4 protein-coding genes are annotated in these 19,927 nt (G+C 45.0%); all 4 read left to right on the top strand.

Features of this window, described 5'->3' with window-relative positions:
- The first annotated feature begins 14 nt into the window (after positions 1-14).
- From RID53_RS15155 to RID53_RS15140, 4 genes are read left to right on the top strand one after another with little or no spacing between them, the layout of a single operon-like run.
- Entirely contained in the window at positions 15-2,840 is a 2,826-nt protein-coding gene (locus RID53_RS15155; RefSeq protein ID WP_446388896.1) for a non-ribosomal peptide synthetase, read from the top strand.
- Between the two features lie 32 nt (positions 2,841-2,872).
- A complete protein-coding gene (locus RID53_RS15150; RefSeq protein WP_446388895.1) occupies positions 2,873-7,519 on the top strand; it encodes an SDR family oxidoreductase in 4,647 nt (1,548 codons plus the stop codon).
- Positions 7,520-7,572: 53 nt separating this feature from the next.
- Positions 7,573-12,717 (top strand): aminotransferase class V-fold PLP-dependent enzyme, encoded by a 5,145-nt coding sequence (locus tag RID53_RS15145; RefSeq protein WP_446388894.1) that lies wholly within the window; start codon positions 7,573-7,575, stop codon positions 12,715-12,717.
- Positions 12,714-19,916 carry an amino acid adenylation domain-containing protein gene (locus tag RID53_RS15140; protein WP_446388893.1) on the top strand — a complete coding sequence of 2,401 codons (7,203 nt, stop codon included), beginning with the start codon at positions 12,714-12,716 and terminating at the stop codon, positions 19,914-19,916. Before RID53_RS15145 ends, RID53_RS15140 begins: the two co-directional genes overlap by 4 nt.
- Positions 19,917-19,927 lie beyond the last annotated feature (11 nt).

Below are 19,927 nucleotides of genomic sequence, written 5' to 3'. Positions count from 1 at the left end.
ATTAAAAATGACCGATGATAGTCCTGAAACCCCAAAATCAATCCATGTTAACTCCTGAAGAATTATTTCACGAAAAAATCTACTGGTTAAACCAATTATCCGGAGAACTGCCGGAAACAAATCTCATACTGGATTATGTCAGACCATTACGGGATGAGGGCAATACTAAAAGTCTCAGTTTTGATTTATCCAAGGAATTATCAGCAGCCATCTTCAACTTCACTCAAGGATCTAACCTGTCCATTTACATAGTGCTGGTGTCTGCTTTAAAGTTAGTTCTACATAAGTACACGGGTAATAATGACATTATTGTCGGCTCACCTCTCTATAAACAAGCTAGTCATAGTGGTTTAACCAAGACAGTGGTTCCATTGCGGACTCTGGTAACCACTCAACTGACATTTAGAGAGTTTCTTCTTCACGTCAAAGATACCGTTGTTGCGGCTTATAGTCATCCCCACTATCCCTTGAGTGAATTAGTTCGCTTATTAAATCTGCCCCAGAGTCAAAATCGCTGTCCACTTTTTGATATCGTGGTTTTATGGGACAGGATTCATAGCACGAGTGATCTGGAAACGCTGAACAATGATATCACCGTTTCTGGTTTAGTCAAGGGTGAAAATATTCGTCTGACAATAGACTACAACGGTTCTCTTTTTAGAGAAAAAACGATCAAATTAATGAGTCAAAATTATAAGAATATCTTTGAATGCATTTTTGAGGATATCCACATTAAGTTACAAGATATTCTTTTCTTGAAAGAGTCTGACAGACACCAGTTATTAGAAGAATTTAATAATAATTCTAGAACCTATCCTTTAGATCAGACGATTAATCAATTATTTGAACAACAAGTTAAGCGAGCATCCAAGAGTAGAGCAGTAGTTGACAATACTCGCCACTTAACCTATCAAGACCTCAATAAGAAAGCCAATCAACTGGCTAAGTTATTACGAAACTTAGGCATCCAAGCCGGAGAGTTTGTCGGCATTTTAAAAGACCGGGATATCAATTTTGCGATCGCTATCCTGGCGATCTACAAGGCGGGTGGAGCCTATGTCCCCATTGATAGTACTTATCCCACCGATAGAATCAAGTATATGCTATGCCATAGTGAGGTGAGATTCCTGCTCACAGACTCCTCATTTTTACATCACTGGGCTGATCTAAGTGAACAGTGTTCGCACTTGAAATCTCTGATCTGCTTAGATGCTAAACCTGATCCTAGATTGAGGGATAAATTAGCAGGAATAAGTCTATACGACCCCCGGGATTTTGATCAGTTTACGACAGAAAATCTAGAAGCAGTCAATCGAGGAATTGACCCAGCTTATATGCTCTATACATCGGGTTCAACCGGATTACCGAAGGGAGCCATTATTAGACAGGATGGAGCAATTAATCATATCTATGCCCAATTTGAGGCGTTAGGCTTTACGGAAACGTTTAATTTCTTGCAAACAGCACCCGCTTCATCGGATATTTCAGTCTGGCAATTTCTAGCCCCCCTTCTGATTGGTGGAACAACAGTCATCGCTGACCGGGAAACAGTGTTTAATCCCGAAAAATTGTTCAAGGTGCTCAAATCAGAAAAAATTGCGATCGCAGAACTTGTTCCCGTTGTTCTCAGCAGTTTACTCAACTATATCTCCCGCTTACCGACTCAACAACGAGGGCTACCTGACCTGAAATGGATGATGGTAACTGGAGAATCGGTGTCTGTTGAGTTAATTAATCAGTGGCTGCATTTGTACCCTTCCATCCACGTCGTTAATGCTTACGGTCCCACCGAAGCAGCAGATGATATCACTCAGTTAATCGTTGAAAAGCCCTTACCCGCAAACCAACGCACAGTTCCGATTGGTAAACCTTTGGCAAACTTAACCCTCTACATCCTTAACCCTCAGATGCAGTTAGTCCCAATTGGGGTTCCTGGAGAAATTTGTGTATCAGGCGTTGGCGTTGGTAATGGATATTGGAAAGACCCAGAGAAAACAAATTTAAGCTTTGTTCCCAACCCCTTTTCTAATCCCAAAAAGACTAACCACGATTTACTCTACAAAACTGGAGATTTAGGCAGATGGTTACCTGATGGGACTATTGAGTTTCTAGGACGCATCGGTTCCCAAGTCAAGATTCGTGGCTTCCGGGTTGAACTGGGCGAAATTGAGGCAGTACTAAGTCAGCATCCGGCTGTGCAGGAGGGGGTTGTGGTGGTTAGAGAGGACAATCTTGGCGACAAGCGTTTGGTTGCCTATGTTGTTCCGAATTTTCATGGTCGATTGCTGCATGGAGATGGGGACAGCTCACGGTCAATTGAAGACTCAGCAATCACTAGTGAACTGTTGCCACAGTTACGGAACTTCCTGAAAGATAAGCTGCCGGATTACATGGTGCCATCAGTTTTTGTTCTGCTGGAGGCGCTGCCGCTAACCCCCAGTGGCAAATTGGATCGCAGGGCTCTACCTAAGCCAGATAATCTTCGCCCTGAATTGGAAGTTGCTTATTTGCCACCAGTAACTGAAGCAGAACGGATGATTGCCAGTATTTGGCAGAAAGTACTTAATGTCGAGAGGGTAGGTATCGAAGATAACTTCTTTGATATTGGCGGTCATTCATTAAGCATTCTTCAGGTTTATAGTCAATTGCGTGAAAAGTTTACAACTCATTTATCTCTTGTCGATCTATTTCAATATCCGACAATAAGTTCTTTAGCACAATGTTTAATCTCAGAAGGAAACAAATCATCTTACGAGGAAGATGTTGAGCGAATTCAGCAAATAGAAAGTGGAAAGTTGCGACTCAAGAAACGTTTGCAAAAAAGTCAAAATAGTTTATAGTTAAACTAGCTATTTTTTTAGGTAATTTATCAATGATTAATCCCAAAAAATCCAGTAAGACCACGGGTTTAGAAATAGCCATAATTGGCATGGTTGGTCGTTTTCCTGGAGCTAAAAACCTTGATGAATTTTGGCAAAATCTCCGAGGCGGCGTAGAATCGATTTCTTCTTTGACTGACCAGCAATTAAAGGATTTAGTTATAGATCCTAAGTTAGTCAGCGATCCTAATTATGTTAAGGCAGGTGGCGTAGTCAAAAATGTAGATTTGTTTGATGCGTCATTCTTTGGATTTACTCCCAGAGAAGCTGAAATCATGGATCCCCAACACCGTATTTTCTTAGAGTCTGCTTGGGAGGCTCTTGAAAGCGCTGGCTACAATTCAGAAACTTATAAGAAGTCGATTGGGGTTTTCGGAGGTCTAAGCGTAAATAGTTACTTATTTAATATTTATTCAAATCCGGAAATTATTAACAACGTAAGTCATTTACAAGTTTCTATTGCTAATAATCCAGACTTTGTAACCACACGAGTATCTTACAAATTAAACCTGGATGGACCAAGTTATGCAGTTCAAACTACCTGCTCAACTTCGTTGGTCGCTGTTCATTTGGCATGCCAAAGTCTGCTGAGTGGCGAATGTGATATGGCTTTGGCCGGTGGCGTTTCAATATCAAAATATGCTGGTTATTTGTATCAAAAGGGAGGAATTTATTCTCCTGACGGACGTTGCCGTGCCTTTGATGCCAAAGCAGAGGGAACTGGGATAGGCAAGGGGATAGGTCTTGTGGTGTTGAAGCGGTTAGAGGAGGCAATAGCAGATGGAGACTGTATCCATGCTGTGATCAAAGGTTCGGCGATCAATAACGATGGGTCTTCCAAAGTTAGCTACACTGCACCCAGCATAAATGGTCAAGTGAAGGTGATTAGATCAGCTCAAGTTATGGCTGAAGTTGAACCTGAAACAATTACCTACATCGAGACCCACGGTACAGGAACATCCCTAGGAGACCCTATTGAAATCGCAGCGCTCACAAAAGCTTTTCACACCAGTACGCAGAAGTGTGGCTTCTGTGCCATCGGTTCGCTTAAAACAAATGTAGGGCATTTAGATAATGCCGCTGGAGTGGGAGGTCTTATCAAGACTGTTCTAGCACTCAAGCATCAGCAAATACCACCCAGTTTGCATTTTGAGGAACCCAATCCCAAGATAGATTTTGCAAATAGTCCTTTTTACGTCAACACAACGCTGTCTGAATGGAAAAACAACGACATCCCTCGTCGCGCTGGAGTTAGTTCCTTCGGTTTTGGTGGCACTAATGCCCATCTGATTCTCGAAGAAGCTCCGGCAATTGAACCCTCTAGTCCTTCTCGTCCCTGGCAGTTGTTGTTGCTCTCGACCAAGACAAGTACGGCACTGGAAACCGCCACAGTGAATTTGGCGAATTGCCTCCAGCAACATCCCGATTTGAATCTTGCCGATGTTGCTCATACACTTCAGGTTGGTCGCCGAGATTTCGAGCATCGCCGGATGTTAGTGTGTCAAACTCTGGATGATGCAGTGCAGGCGCTGACAAATCTAGATTCGCAACGAGTTTTCACCCACTACCAAGAAGCCGGTAATCGCCCCGTGGTGTTTATGTTTTCCGGGCAGGGTTCGCAGTACGTCAATATGGCACTGGAACTCTACCAGCATGAGCCAATTTTTACTGAACACGTTGATGACTGCTGTGAACGGATCAAACCTCACCTCGGGCTAGATTTGCGTCATTTACTCTACCCCAGTACAACCCAGGAGCAAGAGGCGACACAACAACTTCAACAAACTCACATTACCCAACCTGCGTTGTTTGTAATTGAGTATGCGCTAGCTAAGTTATGGATGGCGTGGGGTGTGTATCCCGAAGTGATGATCGGTCACAGCATTGGGGAATATGTAGCAGCGTGTCTAGCGGGAGTTTTCTCCCTAGAAGATGCCTTAGCAATAGTAGCAACTAGAGGACGATTGATGCAGCAACTGCCCTCTGGCGCGATGCTGTCCGTTCAACTACCAGAACCAGAAGTGCAACCGTTACTGGGAGAAGACCTGGCGCTGGCAGGAAGCAATAGCCCTACTTCATCTGTGGTGTCTGGTTCAGCAGAGGCGATCGCACAATTGCAACAGACCTTACAAGAAAAAAGCATACCCTGTCGAAGGCTTCATACCTCTCATGCTTTTCATTCTCCGATGATGGAGCCAATGATTGAGCCATTTACAGAGTTATTACATCAAATCACCTTCAATCCTCCCCAAATTCCTTTTGTCTCGAATCTCACTGGAACTTGGATTACCCCATCAGAAGCAACAGATCCGAATTACTGGGCAAGACATCTACGACAACCTGTGCGTTTCAGTGCAGGAGTGACTGAGTTGCTCAAAACACCTGAGCGAGTTTTGCTGGAAGTTGGTCCTGGACGGACGTTGAGTACGTTTGCCAAGCAGCATCAGATCAATAATAACGGGGTGCTAACCTCGCTACGCCATCCCCAGGAGCAACAGTCAGATATCGCCTTTTTACTGAATAGCTTAGGTCGTCTCTGGTTAGCAGGTGTCAAAGTCGATTGGTCAGGTTTTTATGCCTATGAACGACGTCATCATATTCCCTTACCTACCTATCCCTTTGAGCGTCAGCGTTACTGGATTGAACCAAACCAGTCAACCTTCCTAGCAACGGCGCGTCAAGATCCGTTACACAAGAAACCAAATATTGCCGACTGGTTCTACATGCCAGTTTGGAAACAATCTATGCTTCTTGACTTCTACCAAGAAAGAGAGCTGGTAGAGTTAAAGTCATGCTGGCTAGTCTTTGTCGATGCCTATGGAGTCGGCTCAGAAATAGCAAAACGGCTGGAACAGCAGAACCATGATGTCATCACTGTGAGAGTGGGAGATCAGTTTAGCAAACTCAGTGAGTACGCATACACAATTAATCCCCAACAACGGGATGACTATGATGCCCTGGTTCAAGAACTTCAGAGTCGGGATTTAACCCCACAAGGGATTGCGCATTTTTGGAGTATCACAGCCAGCAATACTTTTCCTAGCAACAAGCTAGGCGAACAGACACAATCACCACATCAGTTCTTTGAAGATTGTCAAAATCTCGGTTTCTACAGTCTGCTCTTTCTGGCACAAGCACTAGGAGAACAGAAGGTTACTGAGCCTCTTCAACTCATGGTCGTAACCAGCAATGTACATGAAGTGACTGGCGACGAGAAGTTATTTCCAGAGAAAGCGACTGTGTTAGGTCCGTGCAAGGTAATTCCACAGGAATATCCAAACATAACATGCTGTAGCTTTGATGTAGTGATTCCTGAATCTGGGACAAAGCAAGCACAGAAACTGATAGACCACTTAATAAGGGAATTTACCGTACAGCCAAGTGATTTAGTAGTTGCCTACCGTGGTAATCATCGTTGGGTTCAGACCTTTGAAGCTGTCCGTTTAAATGATAGCAGTACAAGCAGAACACGTTTGAGGGAAGGAGGAGTCTACCTAATCACTGGTGGACTGGGTGGCATCGGTTTGGTATTGGCAGAATATCTAGCGAAGACAGTACGGGCTAAGTTGATCCTAATCGGACGAAAGGGGCTGCCTGAGCGCTCCCAGTGGGAGCAATGGCTAGCGACTCACGATCGGCAGGATAAAGTCAGCCAAAAGATACAGAAAGTGCGGACAATCGAGGAGCTAGGAGTCGAGGTTCTGGTCATTAGTGCCGATGTGACAAGCGAGCAACAAATGCAGACAGCAATTTCCCACACATATGAGCGCTTTGGTGAAATTCATGGTGTCATCCACGCTGCTGGGAATCTCGAAAATACACATTGTGCTATTCAAGAAACTTCTCAAACCGATAGTCATTTGCAATTTCAGCCCAAAGTGTATGGACTATTTGTCTTGGAAAAAGTTTTGCAAGGAAGAAATCTTGATTTTGTTCTATTAACATCCTCTTTAGCATCTATTTTGGGAGGCTTAGGATTCGTTTCCTATTCCGCAGCGAACATCTTTATGGATGCCTTTGCTTTCAAGCACGACCAGGCAGACTCTTGTCCCTGGATTAGCGTGAACTGGGATAACTGGGGGCTTAGGGAAGAAGAAAAGCAAGAAGCAGGGATTGGAGCCACCTTGTCTAAATTAGCTATGTCCCCAAAGGGAGGTGTGGAGGCATTTAGGCGTGTGTTATCAATGGCTGAACTCCCTCAAGTTGTTGTCTCGGCTGGAGACTTGCACACGAGGATTGACCAATGGCTTAAGCTTGAATCTTTACGAGATACAGAATACTCAAAAAAGAAAGATTCATTATCACTCCACTCGAGATCAAACTTGCGGAATGCCTATGTTGCTCCCTGCAACGAGGTCGAACAAACTATTGCGAATACCTGGCGACAAGCTGTTGGGATCGAGCAAGTAGGTATCCATGATGACTTCTTTGAACTGGGGGGAGATTCTCTAATGGCTATTCAAGTTATCTCTCAGTTGCGTAAAGAATTTCAAATAGAGCTGTCCCTACATAGTTTCTTTGAGAGACCAACCACCGTAGCTGGTTTAGCTGAGCGCGTTGAAGCAATTCGTTTGACTCTCGCCCAAGCATCAGGCTCTCCCATTGCTGCCGGAGAAGGAAGAAAGGAAATAGAGCTATGACTACGATTATAGCCTGAATGTAAAGCTTGGAAAGGAAGAAAGGAAATAGAGCTATGACGACGATTTATAAATTTTTATCTTACCTTTATAGTCTGGATGTAAAGCTTTGGGTTGAAAGCGATCACTTGCGTTGTAATGCCCCTGAAGAAGCACTAACACCAGATCTAATCGCTCAGATCTCTGAACGCAAAGCCGAAATTATTGCATTTCTCAACCAGGCTAATCTTGCCTCAAACAGTACGTCTCAGGCTATTCAACCTGTTTCGAGAGAGAGAAATCTATCTTTATCCTTTGCCCAGCAGCGGCTATGGTTTCTCCAACAGTTGGAACCCGGCAACCCTTTTTACAATGAACACGTAGCAATACAGCTAACAGGTTTGCTTGACGTGGCGTCATTGGAGCAGAGTCTCAACGAGATGGTGCAACGCCACGAAGCTCTGCGCACCACTTTCAAGATGGTGGAGGCGCAACCCGTTCAAATCATTGCCCCAAACCTGACCTTGACACTGCCCGTGGTAGATCTGCGCCAGTTGCCAAAAGCGGTGCAGAAAATGGAAGTCCAGGGCCTCGCGACTGAGCAAAGTCAACGTCCCTTCGACTTGCTTCAAGGTCCTCTGCTGCGCTGGATGCTGGTACAGCTAAGCGAACAGGAACATGTGCTGCTATTCAATATCCACCACATTGTCTTTGATGGCTGGTCATTGGGCATAATCATTCGTGAATTGTCAGCCCTTTACCAAGCCTTTTCTACCGGAAAACCTTCGCCGTTGCCTAAACTGCCAATTCAATATGCCGACTTCGCCGTCTGGCAGCGACAACAGTTGCAGGGAGAAAAACTACACTCCCAACTCTCTTACTGGAAGCAGCAACTGGAAAAAGCTCCACCCCTGCTGCCACTGCCAACAGACCGACCCCGACCACCAGTTCAGACTTATCGGGGGGAAAAGGAATCATTTCGGTTGCCCAAGAGTTTGACTGAGACCCTTAAGACTGTTGGCAAAAAAGCCGAGGCTACCCTGTTCATGACCCTGCTGGCAGTCTTCAAAATCTTGCTCTACCGCTACAGTGGGCAAGAAGATATCATCGTTGGTTCACCTATCGCTAACCGTAACCGAGCTGAAATTGAAGGACTCATTGGCTTTTTCCTCAACACCCTAGTACTACGTACCGATTTTTCAGGCAACCCGACCTTTGAGGAACTCTTAGGTCGAGTGCGGCAGGTGACGATGGAAGCTTATGATCACCAGGATTTGCCCTTTGAAAAGCTGGTGGAGGAACTACAGCCAGAACGGAATGCCAACTACAATCCGCTGTTCCAGGTGTCGTTTGTCTTACAAAATACTCCAAAAGTGAAATGTGAACTGCCTTGGCTGACCTTAACACCTGTTAAGGTTAAACGCACCAGGGCTTTGTTGGATTTGCGCTTGGATATTACAGAAACGGATTCGGGGCTAGAGGGTTTCTGGGAATACAACACCGATTTGTTTGATGCTGCCACAATAAGCCGGATGAGTGGGTACTTGCAAACCTTGCTCGAAGCGATCGCGGCTAATCCACAACAGCGAGTTGACCAATTGCCCCTGTTGAGTGAAGCAGAACGCCATCAGTTGTTGACCGAGTGGAATGATACCGAGAGTGAATATCCCTCAGATAAATGTATTCATCAGTTATTTGAAGAGCAGGTGAAACGCACTCCAGATGCGATCGCACTCGTTCTTGAAAACCAGCAGCTAACTTATCGGCAGTTGAACCAACGAGCCAATCAACTAGCGCATTATTTACGGTCTCTCTCTGTTGGTTCGGGAGTGCTGGTGGGAATCTGTATTGAGCCATCTCTTGATCTAGTAGTGAGTTTGCTGGGTGTTCTCAAAGCCGGTGGCGTATATGTGCCGTTAGATCCGAATTATCCGCAAGAACGACTGGTGTTCATGCTCGAAGACGCCAATGTGCATGTCCTATTGACCCAGGAGCCTTTGACTGAAAAAATTTCCCTTCAACACGCCCATATCGTCTGTCTAGACAGGGATAGGGATGCCATTGCTAAAGAAAGCGTCGAAAATCTAGATTGTCAAGCAACACTGGATGACCTGGCATACGCAATCTATACGTCCGGTTCTACTGGAAGACCCAAAGCCGTTCTAGGTAAAAATCGTGGTATCGTCAATCGCTTGCATTGGATGTGGGAAACCCTACCATTTGGGGCAGATGAGATTTGCTGTCAGAAAACGTCCATCAATTTTGTCGATCATGTTGCGGAAATATTTTCTCCCCTTCTCAAAGGGATTCCGCTCGTGGTTGTTCCAGATAATATACGAGGCGATATTCCCAGGCTAATGAGCCTGTTGAGCGATAACAAGATAACTAGAATTGTTCTGGTTCCCTCCCTGCTCAAAGCGATGCTGGACAATGCGCCCCAACAACTGACACAACTTCGATATCTCAAATATGTCTTTTGCAGCGGTGAAGCCCTACCACTAACGTTGGCTGAGGCATTTCACCAGAAACTCAGTTCTGCCAGATTGTTCAATATCTACGGCTCTTCAGAAGTTGCTGCTGACGTGACCTGCTTTGAAGTCAATTTTTGGGAAACACGGCAACGAATACTGCAATATTTCAAGCCAGAAGTTGTTCGTGGTGCAACCGAAAACCAGGTTCTTGGGGTTCACCAGAAACCGTTTACGAAGCCTGGCGTGAGTCCAGAAATGCTAGCTACAAAGTTTCAACGGAGCGAGTTGCCCTCATATCCTTTAACCGTTGACGACTATTACGATAAATTGTCCGAGGAGGTGCTTCCATATGCGATCGATACAGGCTCTCCTACATTCATCGGGCATATGACATCGGCTTTGCCCGATTTTATGCATGATATGAGCAAGATGATTTCGCGATTGAACCAAAATTTGGTGAAAATCGAGACATCAAAGTCTTTGATGTTTTTGGAACGGGAAGCGATCGCCATATTGCATCGTCTTGTTTATAACTTTTCAGGTGAATTTTACGAGGAAAATATTCAGCAAAAAAATAGAAACCTGGGTATTATAACAACCGGCGGTACAACGGCAAACATCAGTGCTTTATTGTGTGCGCGAAATTCGGGATTGTTAAACACAAAAAAATCCGGCAATTTATCAAAAGAAAGCCTTTATAAAGTTCTGAGTAAAAAAGGATATGACGATATCGTTATCATTGGCTCTCGGCTAATGCATTATTCTTTCAATAAGGCAGCTTCAATGTTAGGTTTGGGGACAGACAACATTGTTTTTATTGACAGTAATGATGACGGAAAATTAGACCTAAATTTGCTCAAAGAAAGAATCCGCGAATGTAGTAGAAATAAGCTATACATTCTGGCGCTTGTAGGCATCGCTGGAACAACAGAAACTGGTGAAATCGATCCTTTATTTGAACTGGGCGATATCGCGCAGGAATTCGGTATTCATTTTCATGTGGATGCTGCTTGGGGTGGTGCGACGATATTTTCCGAGAAGCATAAAGGAAAATTGAAGGGAATCAACAAAGCTGATTCGATAACTATTTGTGGGCATAAACAGTTATACCTACCTCAGGGTATTAGTGTTTGTCTGTTTAAAGATCCGCAGATGTTAAACTTTGCCGAGACCACAGCCCGTTACCAGGCTCAGCGAGATACATTTGACGTGGGACGATTCACGATTGAAGGGTCACGTTCGGCACTATCGTTATGCTTACACGGGGCACTTCATATTATCGGTAAAAGGGGATACGAGATTCTGATTGACAATGGCATAGAGAAAGCCCAATATTTTTCTAGACTGATTGAGCTATTGGAACCATTCGATCTCGTCATGGAACCAGGGTTGAATATCGTTAATTATCGATATATTCCTGAGAATTTAAGAGCGAAATCACAACAAAACTCCTTGAGTGACGATGACATCCAAAGAATTAATCAACTCAATACACAGATACAAAGAGAACAATTTGAACAAGGACTAACCTTTGTCTCTAAGAGCACTCTGATGGACACTGCCTATGGTAAAGACAAAGAAATCATTGTATTTCGGGCTGTTTTGTCTAATCCGAATACAACCGCTACAGATTTACAGAGTGTTCTTGAGGATCAACTGAGAATCGCCAATCAAATTGAAGCAAGAAGTCAAGGGAAACTTGATGGTATAAAAAATCTTCCCGTACAAAGAAGTGACTCAAGTGGTACAGAAACTGCTATCGTGAAAGAAGCGATACATTTGCAGTTGGCGGACGATCCAAAAGCAGATTTAGGAGAAGCTCTAGAAGACTATATGAAGAAAAATACGATTCCGATTGGAAAACCGATTTCAAACACACAAATTTACATACTGGACAAGTATGGCAATCTTTTACCACCAGGTGTTACGGGTGAGCTATATGTAGGAGGAGATGGACTAGCACAAGGGTATTTGAATCTGCCTGAGTTAACGCAGGAAAAGTTTATTCCCAACCCGTTTGCGAAGGAAATCGGGAAAAGTCAAAAGGCAGAAGAAGAAAGATTGTATAGGACTGGAGACCTAGCTCGCTGGCTGCCGGATGGCAATATCGAATTCCTCGGTCGCATTGACCATCAAGTAAAGATTCGCGGCTTCCGCATCGAACTCGGAGAAATTGAAGCCGTTCTCAACACCCACCCCCAAATCCAACAAGCTGTAGTCATTGCGACAGAAGACACTGCTGGTAACAAACGCTTAGTTACCTATATCGTTACTAGAGATGAATCACTCACCAGCAAGCAACTGCGTGAATTCCTCTTTTCAAAGCTACCCGAATACATGGTGCCTTCTGCCTTTGTCACCTTAGACACTCTCCCCCTAACACCTAACGGCAAAGTAGACAGAAAAGCACTGCCAGCACCAGATGGAGAAATCAGCCGAGAACATGAATACGTAGCACCCCGCACGGCAAGTGAAGAAATAATCGCCAACATCTTTGCTTCAGTTATAGGCGTACAAAAGGTAGGAATCCACGACAACTTCTTTGAATTGGGAGGACATTCTCTACTAGCCACTCAAATTATTTCTCGCATGCGCGAGGCGTTCCTGATGGAGTTGTCCCTACGCAGCCTGTTCGAGAAACCGACTGTGGCCGGTATATCTGAGCAAGTTGAAAATATACGTTTGACAACCCAAAAACAGCAAAGTTTTACAACTGCTGCTTTTGGTGTTCGAGAGGAGGGAATACTATGAAACCCATTGATGAATTCTTATCTTGCTTTCAAAGTCTAGACGTAAGGTTCTGGGTTGATGGTGAGCAGCTACATTATAATGCCCCTGAAGGAACGCTGACACCGACTCTGAAGTCTCAGCTACGAGAGCGCAAATCAGAAATAATCGAATTTTTGAAAAAAACTGATTTTGCCTCAAGTTTTAGTATTAAGCCAATTCTGCCTGTCCCAAGGGATACAGATTTACCCCTGTCCTTTGCCCAGCAGCGACTGTGGTTCCTCAACCAACTGGAAGGGTCAAGTGCCACTTACAACATACCAGGGGCAGTCCGCCTCAGTGGTAACTTGGATGTTAATGCCCTGCAACAAGCCTTATCAGAAATAGTACGCCGCCACGAAGTACTACGCACTAGCTTCCAAACTGTTAACGGCACACCCATACAGGTAATTCACTCAGAAGCCACCCTGAAGATAAATGTGGTGGACTTAGAGCCACTAGAAGTAACAGAACGAGAAACTGTCCTACACCAACAAGCACAACAAGAAGCCATTACCCCCTTTAACTTGGAGATAGCACCCTTAATTAGGTGCAGTTTGTTGCAGCTATCAGCAACAGAATCTGTAGTGTTACTGACAATGCACCATATTATCTCTGATGGTTGGTCGATGGGTGTATTTATCCAAGAACTGTCTAGTTTATATCAAGCTTTTGGTGCAGGAGAACCATCTCCCTTAGCCGAATTACCAATCCAGTATGCCGACTTTGCCATTTGGCAAAGACAGTGGTTGAGTGGAGAGGTACTAGAAGCTCAACTCAATTACTGGCTTTCTCAATTGCAGGGTGCGCCAGAATTGTTACAATTACCGACTGACCACCCTCGTCCAACTGTGCAAACTTACCGAGGGACGACTCACAGTTTTACTTTAAATACTGATTTAACCCAAAAGTTGCAAACCCTGTCTCGGGAGTCGGGGACAACTTTATTTATGACCCTGTTGGCGGCGTTTGCCACTTTACTCTATCGCTATAGCGGTCAATCAGATATTTTAATGGGTTCTCCTATAGCCAATCGCCACCGCCGTGAAATTGAATCTTTGATTGGCTTTTTTGTGAATACTTTGGTGTTGAGAACCCGTTTTGAAGATAATCCCAGGATCAAGGACTTACTGGCACAAGTTAGGGAAACCACACTCAAAGCCTACGAACATCAGGACGTGCCTTTTGAGCAAGTAGTAGAAGCCTTGCAACCCCAACGCTCCTTGAGTCATTCTCCTCTGTTTCAGGTGATGTTTATCTTGCAGAATGCACCGATGGGGGAAGTAGAGTTACCCGGTGTGACGTTGACTCCCTTAGAGCGGGAAAGCACAATTGCTCAGTTTGATTTAACCCTGTCAATGACTGAAACGACTCAGGGATTAGTGGGCGAATGGGAATACAATACTGACTTGTTTGATGGGTCAACCATTGAGCGCATGACAGCTCATTTTCAGAACTTGTTATCAGCCATTGTAGAAAATCCTCAACAAACTGTAGCTGAATTACCCTTGTTGAGTGAAGCAGAACGTCATCAGTTGTTGGTGAAGTGGAATGAGACCGAGAGTGAATATCCCTTAGAGAAATGTATTCATCAGTTATTTGAGAAGCAGGTAGAGAGAACACCGGATGCAGTAGCGGTAGTATTTGAAGAGCAACAGCTAACCTACCGAGAACTAAACGTCAGAGCCAATCAGCTAGCGCATCATTTGCAAAAGCTTGGCGTAAAACCAGAGGTACTGGTGGGAATCTGTGTAGAACGTTCCTTAGAGATGGTCGTGGGATTGCTAGGAATTCTCAAAGCAGGAGGAGCCTATCTGCCTGTAGACCCAGCCTATCCTCAAGAGCGTCAACGATTTCTTTTATCAGATTCACAGGTGTCGGTTCTGCTCACTCAGGAGGCTTTAGTCGCAAGGCTTCCCGATCTCAAATCGTCTGTGGTTTGCTTGGATGCAGACTGGACGTTGATTGCACAGGAAAGCCGCAAAAATCCAGTTAGCCACACTCGACCTGAGAACCTGGCTTATGCGATCTATACGTCTGGTTCCACCGGCAAACCCAAGGGAGTCATGATTCAACACCAGTCGTTGGTGAATTATACTCAGGCGGCGATGGCTGAATACGCGATTTCTTCTAGCGATCGCATTTTGCAATTTGCGTCCATCAGCTTCGATGCTGCTGCTGAAGAAATTTTTCCCTGTCTGGCACGAGGAGCAATGCTAGTCTTGCGAACCGACGAAATGTTGAGTTCCATCCCAGCATTTCTCCGATGTTGCGACGATTGGCAACTGACGGTACTCGACTTACCCACTGCATTCTGGCATCAAATGGTTGCTGAATTGCCAGCCCTGAATTTGACCTTACCGGATTGTGTGCGCTTGGTCATTATTGGCGGTGAAAAAGCGTTGCCAAAGCGACTCACTACCTGGCAGCAGCAGGTCGATCGAAGGGTACGCCTGGTCAATACCTACGGTCTTACAGAAGCAACCATCGTGACGACCGCTGTTGACTTGTCAGATCTTACAGATGTCGATATTTCAGGGCAAGAACTGCCCATCGGCAAAGCAATTAGCCATGCCAAGACTTACATCCTCGACCCATACTTACAGCCAGTGCCAGTAGGTGTTCCAGGAGAACTTTACATCGGAGGAGTTGGTGTCGCTAGAGGTTATTTAAACCGACCGGAACTCACAGCACTGGCGTTTATTCCCGATCCATTTAGTGAAACACCAGGAGCGCGTCTTTACAAAACGGGTGATCGCGTGCGTTACCGAACGGACGGAACAATTGAGTTTCTTGGTCGCCTCGATCGCCTGGTGAAAGTTCGGGGTTTCCGCATCGAACTCAGAGAAATCGAATCCTTCCTCAACACTCACTCCCAAATCCAACAAGCTGTAGTTATTGCCAGAGAAGATCTTCCTGGTAACAAACGTTTAGTTGCCTATATCGTTACTAGAGATGAATCACTCACTACTAAGCAACTGCGTGAATTTCTCTTTTTAAAGCTACCCGAATACATGGTGCCAAATGCCTTTGTCACCTTAGACACCTTACCCTTAACACCCAACGGCAAAGTAGACCGAAAAGCACTACCAGCACCCGATCTAACCAGATCTGAGGAGGAAGAAACTTTTGTAGCACCTCGTACTACTGTTGAGAAAGTCCTAGCTGAAATTTGGGCTAAGGTTCTCAGACTCGAAAAGATAGGAGTACACGATAATTTCTTTGACTTAGGTGGGGATTCCATCCTCAGTATCCAGATCGTCGCTAGAGCAAACCAGACTGGTCTGAATCTGACAATCAAGCAGATGTTTGAACACCAGACAATTGCCGAACTAGCAGCAGTGGCTGCCACGAACCGAGTTATTCAAGCTCAACAGGGGTTGGTGACAGGTAAAGTGCCTATAACTCCTATTCAGCACTGGTTCTTTGAGCAAAATCTTCCTGAGTCTCATCATTGGAATCAATCAATTTTACTGGAAGTTCGGCAAGCACTTGACCCGGCACTGTTGGAGCAGACAGTGCAGAAACTGCTCGAACACCACGATGCTCTGCGCCTGTGCTTTGTTCACCAGGAAACAGACTGGCAGCAGCTTGAGGTTAACCCTGATGAGTTAACGCCATTTACTCTGCTAGATTTGTCAACGGTTTCAGAGACAGAACGAGGGCTAGCCATATCGAAAGCTGCGACTGAACTACAAGCCAGCCTCAATCTATCCTCAGGACCACTGGTGCGGGTAGCCTACTTTAACTTAGGTGCCAACAAGCCTGACCGCTTGCTGTTGGTCATCCACCACCTAGCCGTTGATGGTGTCTCTTGGCGGATTTTGTTAGAAGACCTCCAGAGTGCCTACCAACAACTCAGTCAGGGCAAAGAGATTCAGTTGTCACCTAAAACAACCTCGTTCAAGTATTGGGCGGAAAGATTAAGGGAGTACGCCCAATCTGAAGCACTACAACAAGAGTTGGATTACTGGCTGAGGGAGTCTCGTCGGCAAATTGCCCACATCCCAGTAGACTTTCCTGAAGGCGATAATACTGTGGCTAAAGCGAGGAATGTGTCGGTAGCTCTGAGCAAGGAAGAAACTCAAGCATTGCTACAGGAAGTACCGGCAGCTTATCAGACTCAAATTAATGATGTACTGCTTACAGCGCTGGTACAAGCTTTTGCCCAGTGGACAGGGGTGTACTCACTGCTAATTGACCTTGAGGGTCACGGACGGGAGGAAATCTTTGATGATGTAGACCTATCACGTACTGTGGGCTGGTTCACTACTATCTTCCCCGTTTTGCTGGATATCGAGGAATCTGCTAGTCCGGGAGATGCTTTAAAGACGATTAAAGAACAGCTCAGAAGTATTCCAAATCGAGGAATTGGCTATGGCGTTTTACGCTATCTCAAGGGTGAGGAGACAACGTCTTGGCAGCATCAGCCTCAAGCTGAAATCGCGTTTAATTATCTGGGCCAGACTGACCAGGTATTCCAGGAGTCATCTCTGTTTGTACCAGCTCGAGAACCTAGCGGACAAGCACTTAGCTTGCGGGGAAGTCGCAGCCATCTATTAGATATTAACGGGATTGTTGCTGGAGGTCAGCTACGACTCGATTGGACTTACAGTGAGGCAATTCATCAGCGAGCTACGATTGAGAACCTGGCACAGAGTTTTATCGAAGCGTTGCGATCGCTTATCGCTCATTGCCAATCTCCAGAAGTTGGAGGCTATCCCCCTTCTAACTTCCAGACAACAAAAGTGCTCCAGAAAGACTTCGAGCAATCCATCAAGCGCGTCTCACGAAATGGCAAATTACCCCTGTCTTTTGCTCAGCAGCGGCTGTGGTTTCTAGAGCAACTAGACTCAGGTAGCTATAACGAACTAGACGCTGTAAGTCTAGTTGGTTTACTCAATGTAGCAGCACTGGAGCAGGCCTTCAACGAAATTGTGCGTCGTCATGAAGTCTTTCGCACTACATTTCCTGTTGTTGAGGGACAACCCATTCAGCGGATCGCCCCATCCTTAGATATTAGTTTGTCGGTAGTGAACTTGTGCCAGTTGCCAGAAGCTGAGCAGAAGAGTGAAGTCCAGCGGTTAGCCAATGAGTGGAGTCAAAAATTATTCGACTTAGCTCAAGACCCGTTGCTGAGAGTAAAGCTGCTAAAACTAAATGAGCAGGAACATGTGCTACTGTTCAGTACAAACCACATTATTTTTGATAGATGGTCTATGGGAGTGTTGATAACAGAACTGGCAACACTCTATGAGGCATTCTCTCAAGGTCAGCCCTCTCCGCTACCAGAGCTTCCCATCCAGTATACAGACTTTGCAGTCTGGCAGCGTCAGTGGCTACAAGGAGAAGTACTGGAAAACCAGCTTTCTTACTGGCGGCAACAACTGGCGGGTGCTCCCGCTACACTGAATTTACAGAAAATAGCAGACCCTCCCCCTCTAACTACCAGAAAACAGGAGTCTGTAGCTCAATCCTTCCTAATATCAACTCACCTGTCTCAACAACTCAAAACACTGAGTCGCAAACAAAGGGTAACCCTGTTTATGACTTTACTGGCAGCTTTTCAGACACTACTGTACCGCTACACCAATCAGGATGACATTATAGTTGGTACTGATGTTGCCGGTCGCCATCGAGCTGAAATAGAACCCCTAATAGGATTTTTTATCAACCTCCTGTTATTGCGCAGTGACTTGTCTGGTAACCCCACCTTCCGAGAACTACTAAAAAGAGTGCAGGAAGTCTGCTTAGGAGCTTATGCTCATCAAGATTTGCCTTTCGCCAAATTGGTAGAAAGTTTGCGTCCAGACCGGGCTACAAGTAAAACCCCCCTATTTCAGGTGTTATTTGTCCTCCAGAATACTCCTATGCCTGCTGTGGAGTTTTCAGGTCTGACTCTCACCTCAATAGAAGTCAATAGCGATAAAGCCAGATTTGATTTAGCTCTCTTTATGCAAGACACAGAGCAAGGAATCGTTGGCAATTGGAAATACCGCACTGACCTATTTGAAGCTGAGGCGATTACCCGTCTGTCAGCTCACTTTCAGACGCTGCTACACAGCATTGCCCAACACCCCGATACCAGAATTAATACCTTAGAAATGCTTAGTGAATCTGAAAAGCAGCAACAAATTGCTGAAACAAATCAGCGTGAAAAAGCGCAGTTCAAGAAATTCAAAACTATCAAGCCTAAGACTGTTAGCCTACCCCAAAAAGAGTTAATCAAAACAGATTATCTCCAGCCTGGACAAAACCTCCCTTATGTTATTCAACCCGATGGAGATGATATTGACCTAGCTGACTGGGCAACTAACAAACGCGAATTCATTGAAACTAATTTGCTGCAACACGGTGCAATTCTCTTCCGAGGATTCAATGTCAAGTCAGTACCTGAATTTGAAAAAGTAGCCAGTGCTATTTGTCCCAAGTTGTTTGGTGAGTATGGTGACTTACCTAGGGAAGGCATCAGTGGCAGAGTCTATGGTTCTACCCCTTATCCTTCTAACCAAGCCATTCTCTTCCATAACGAAAGTTCCCACATGCACCAGTGGCCCCTTAAAATTTGGTTTTTCTGCGTGCAGCCAGCGCACCAAGGTGGAGAAACTCCGATTGTTGACTGCCGCAAAGTCTATCAACGTCTCAATCCAAAACTACGAGAAAGATTCAAGCAAAAACAATTAATGTATGTCCGCAACTACATCGAAGGTCTAGATGTAAGTTGGCAAGATTTCTTTCACACCACTGACAAAATAGCTGTCGAAAATTATTGTCGTCAGTCTGGCATTGATTTCGAGTGGCTCTCAGGTAATAGCCTAAGAATCCGCAAAGTGCGACCAGCAATTTCTCAACATCCCAAAACAGGAGAGTCATTATTTTTTAATCAAGTGCAATTACACCATATATCATGCCTAGAGCCAGCTATTAAGGCATCTCTACTATCAACGCTTGGGGAAGAAAATCTACCGCGCAATGTCTATTACGGTGATGGTTCTCCCATTGAAGACTCAGTCATGGCAGAAATTGGAGAAGTTTATCAAGAAGCTAAAGTCAGCTTCCCTTGGCAGCAAGGAGACATATTGATGCTAGATAATATGTTAATTGCTCATGGGCGAAATCCCTACGTTGGTTCACGCAAAATTGTAGTGGCAATGGGAGAAATGATTTCTAGTAAAAACATTTAAAGGATTTGAAC

Source organism: Coleofasciculus sp. B1-GNL1-01, from assembly GCF_040220235.1.
In the GTDB taxonomy this organism is placed as follows: domain Bacteria; phylum Cyanobacteriota; class Cyanobacteriia; order Cyanobacteriales; family Coleofasciculaceae; genus Coleofasciculus.
The sequence above is the reverse complement of the archived record's forward strand: the minus strand, read 5'-3'. Positions and strand labels throughout refer to the sequence as shown.

Excerpts from the sequence above, each read along its gene's own strand:
- RID53_RS15140 (WP_446388893.1), top strand. The coding sequence starts at position 12,714 with ATGAAACCCATTGATGAATTCTTATCTTGCTTTCAAAGTCTAGACGTA.
- RID53_RS15145 (WP_446388894.1), top strand. The coding sequence starts at position 7,573 with ATGACGACGATTTATAAATTTTTATCTTACCTTTATAGTCTGGATGTA.
- RID53_RS15150 (WP_446388895.1), top strand. The coding sequence starts at position 2,873 with ATGATTAATCCCAAAAAATCCAGTAAGACCACGGGTTTAGAAATAGCC.
- RID53_RS15155 (WP_446388896.1), top strand. The coding sequence starts at position 15 with ATGATAGTCCTGAAACCCCAAAATCAATCCATGTTAACTCCTGAAGAA.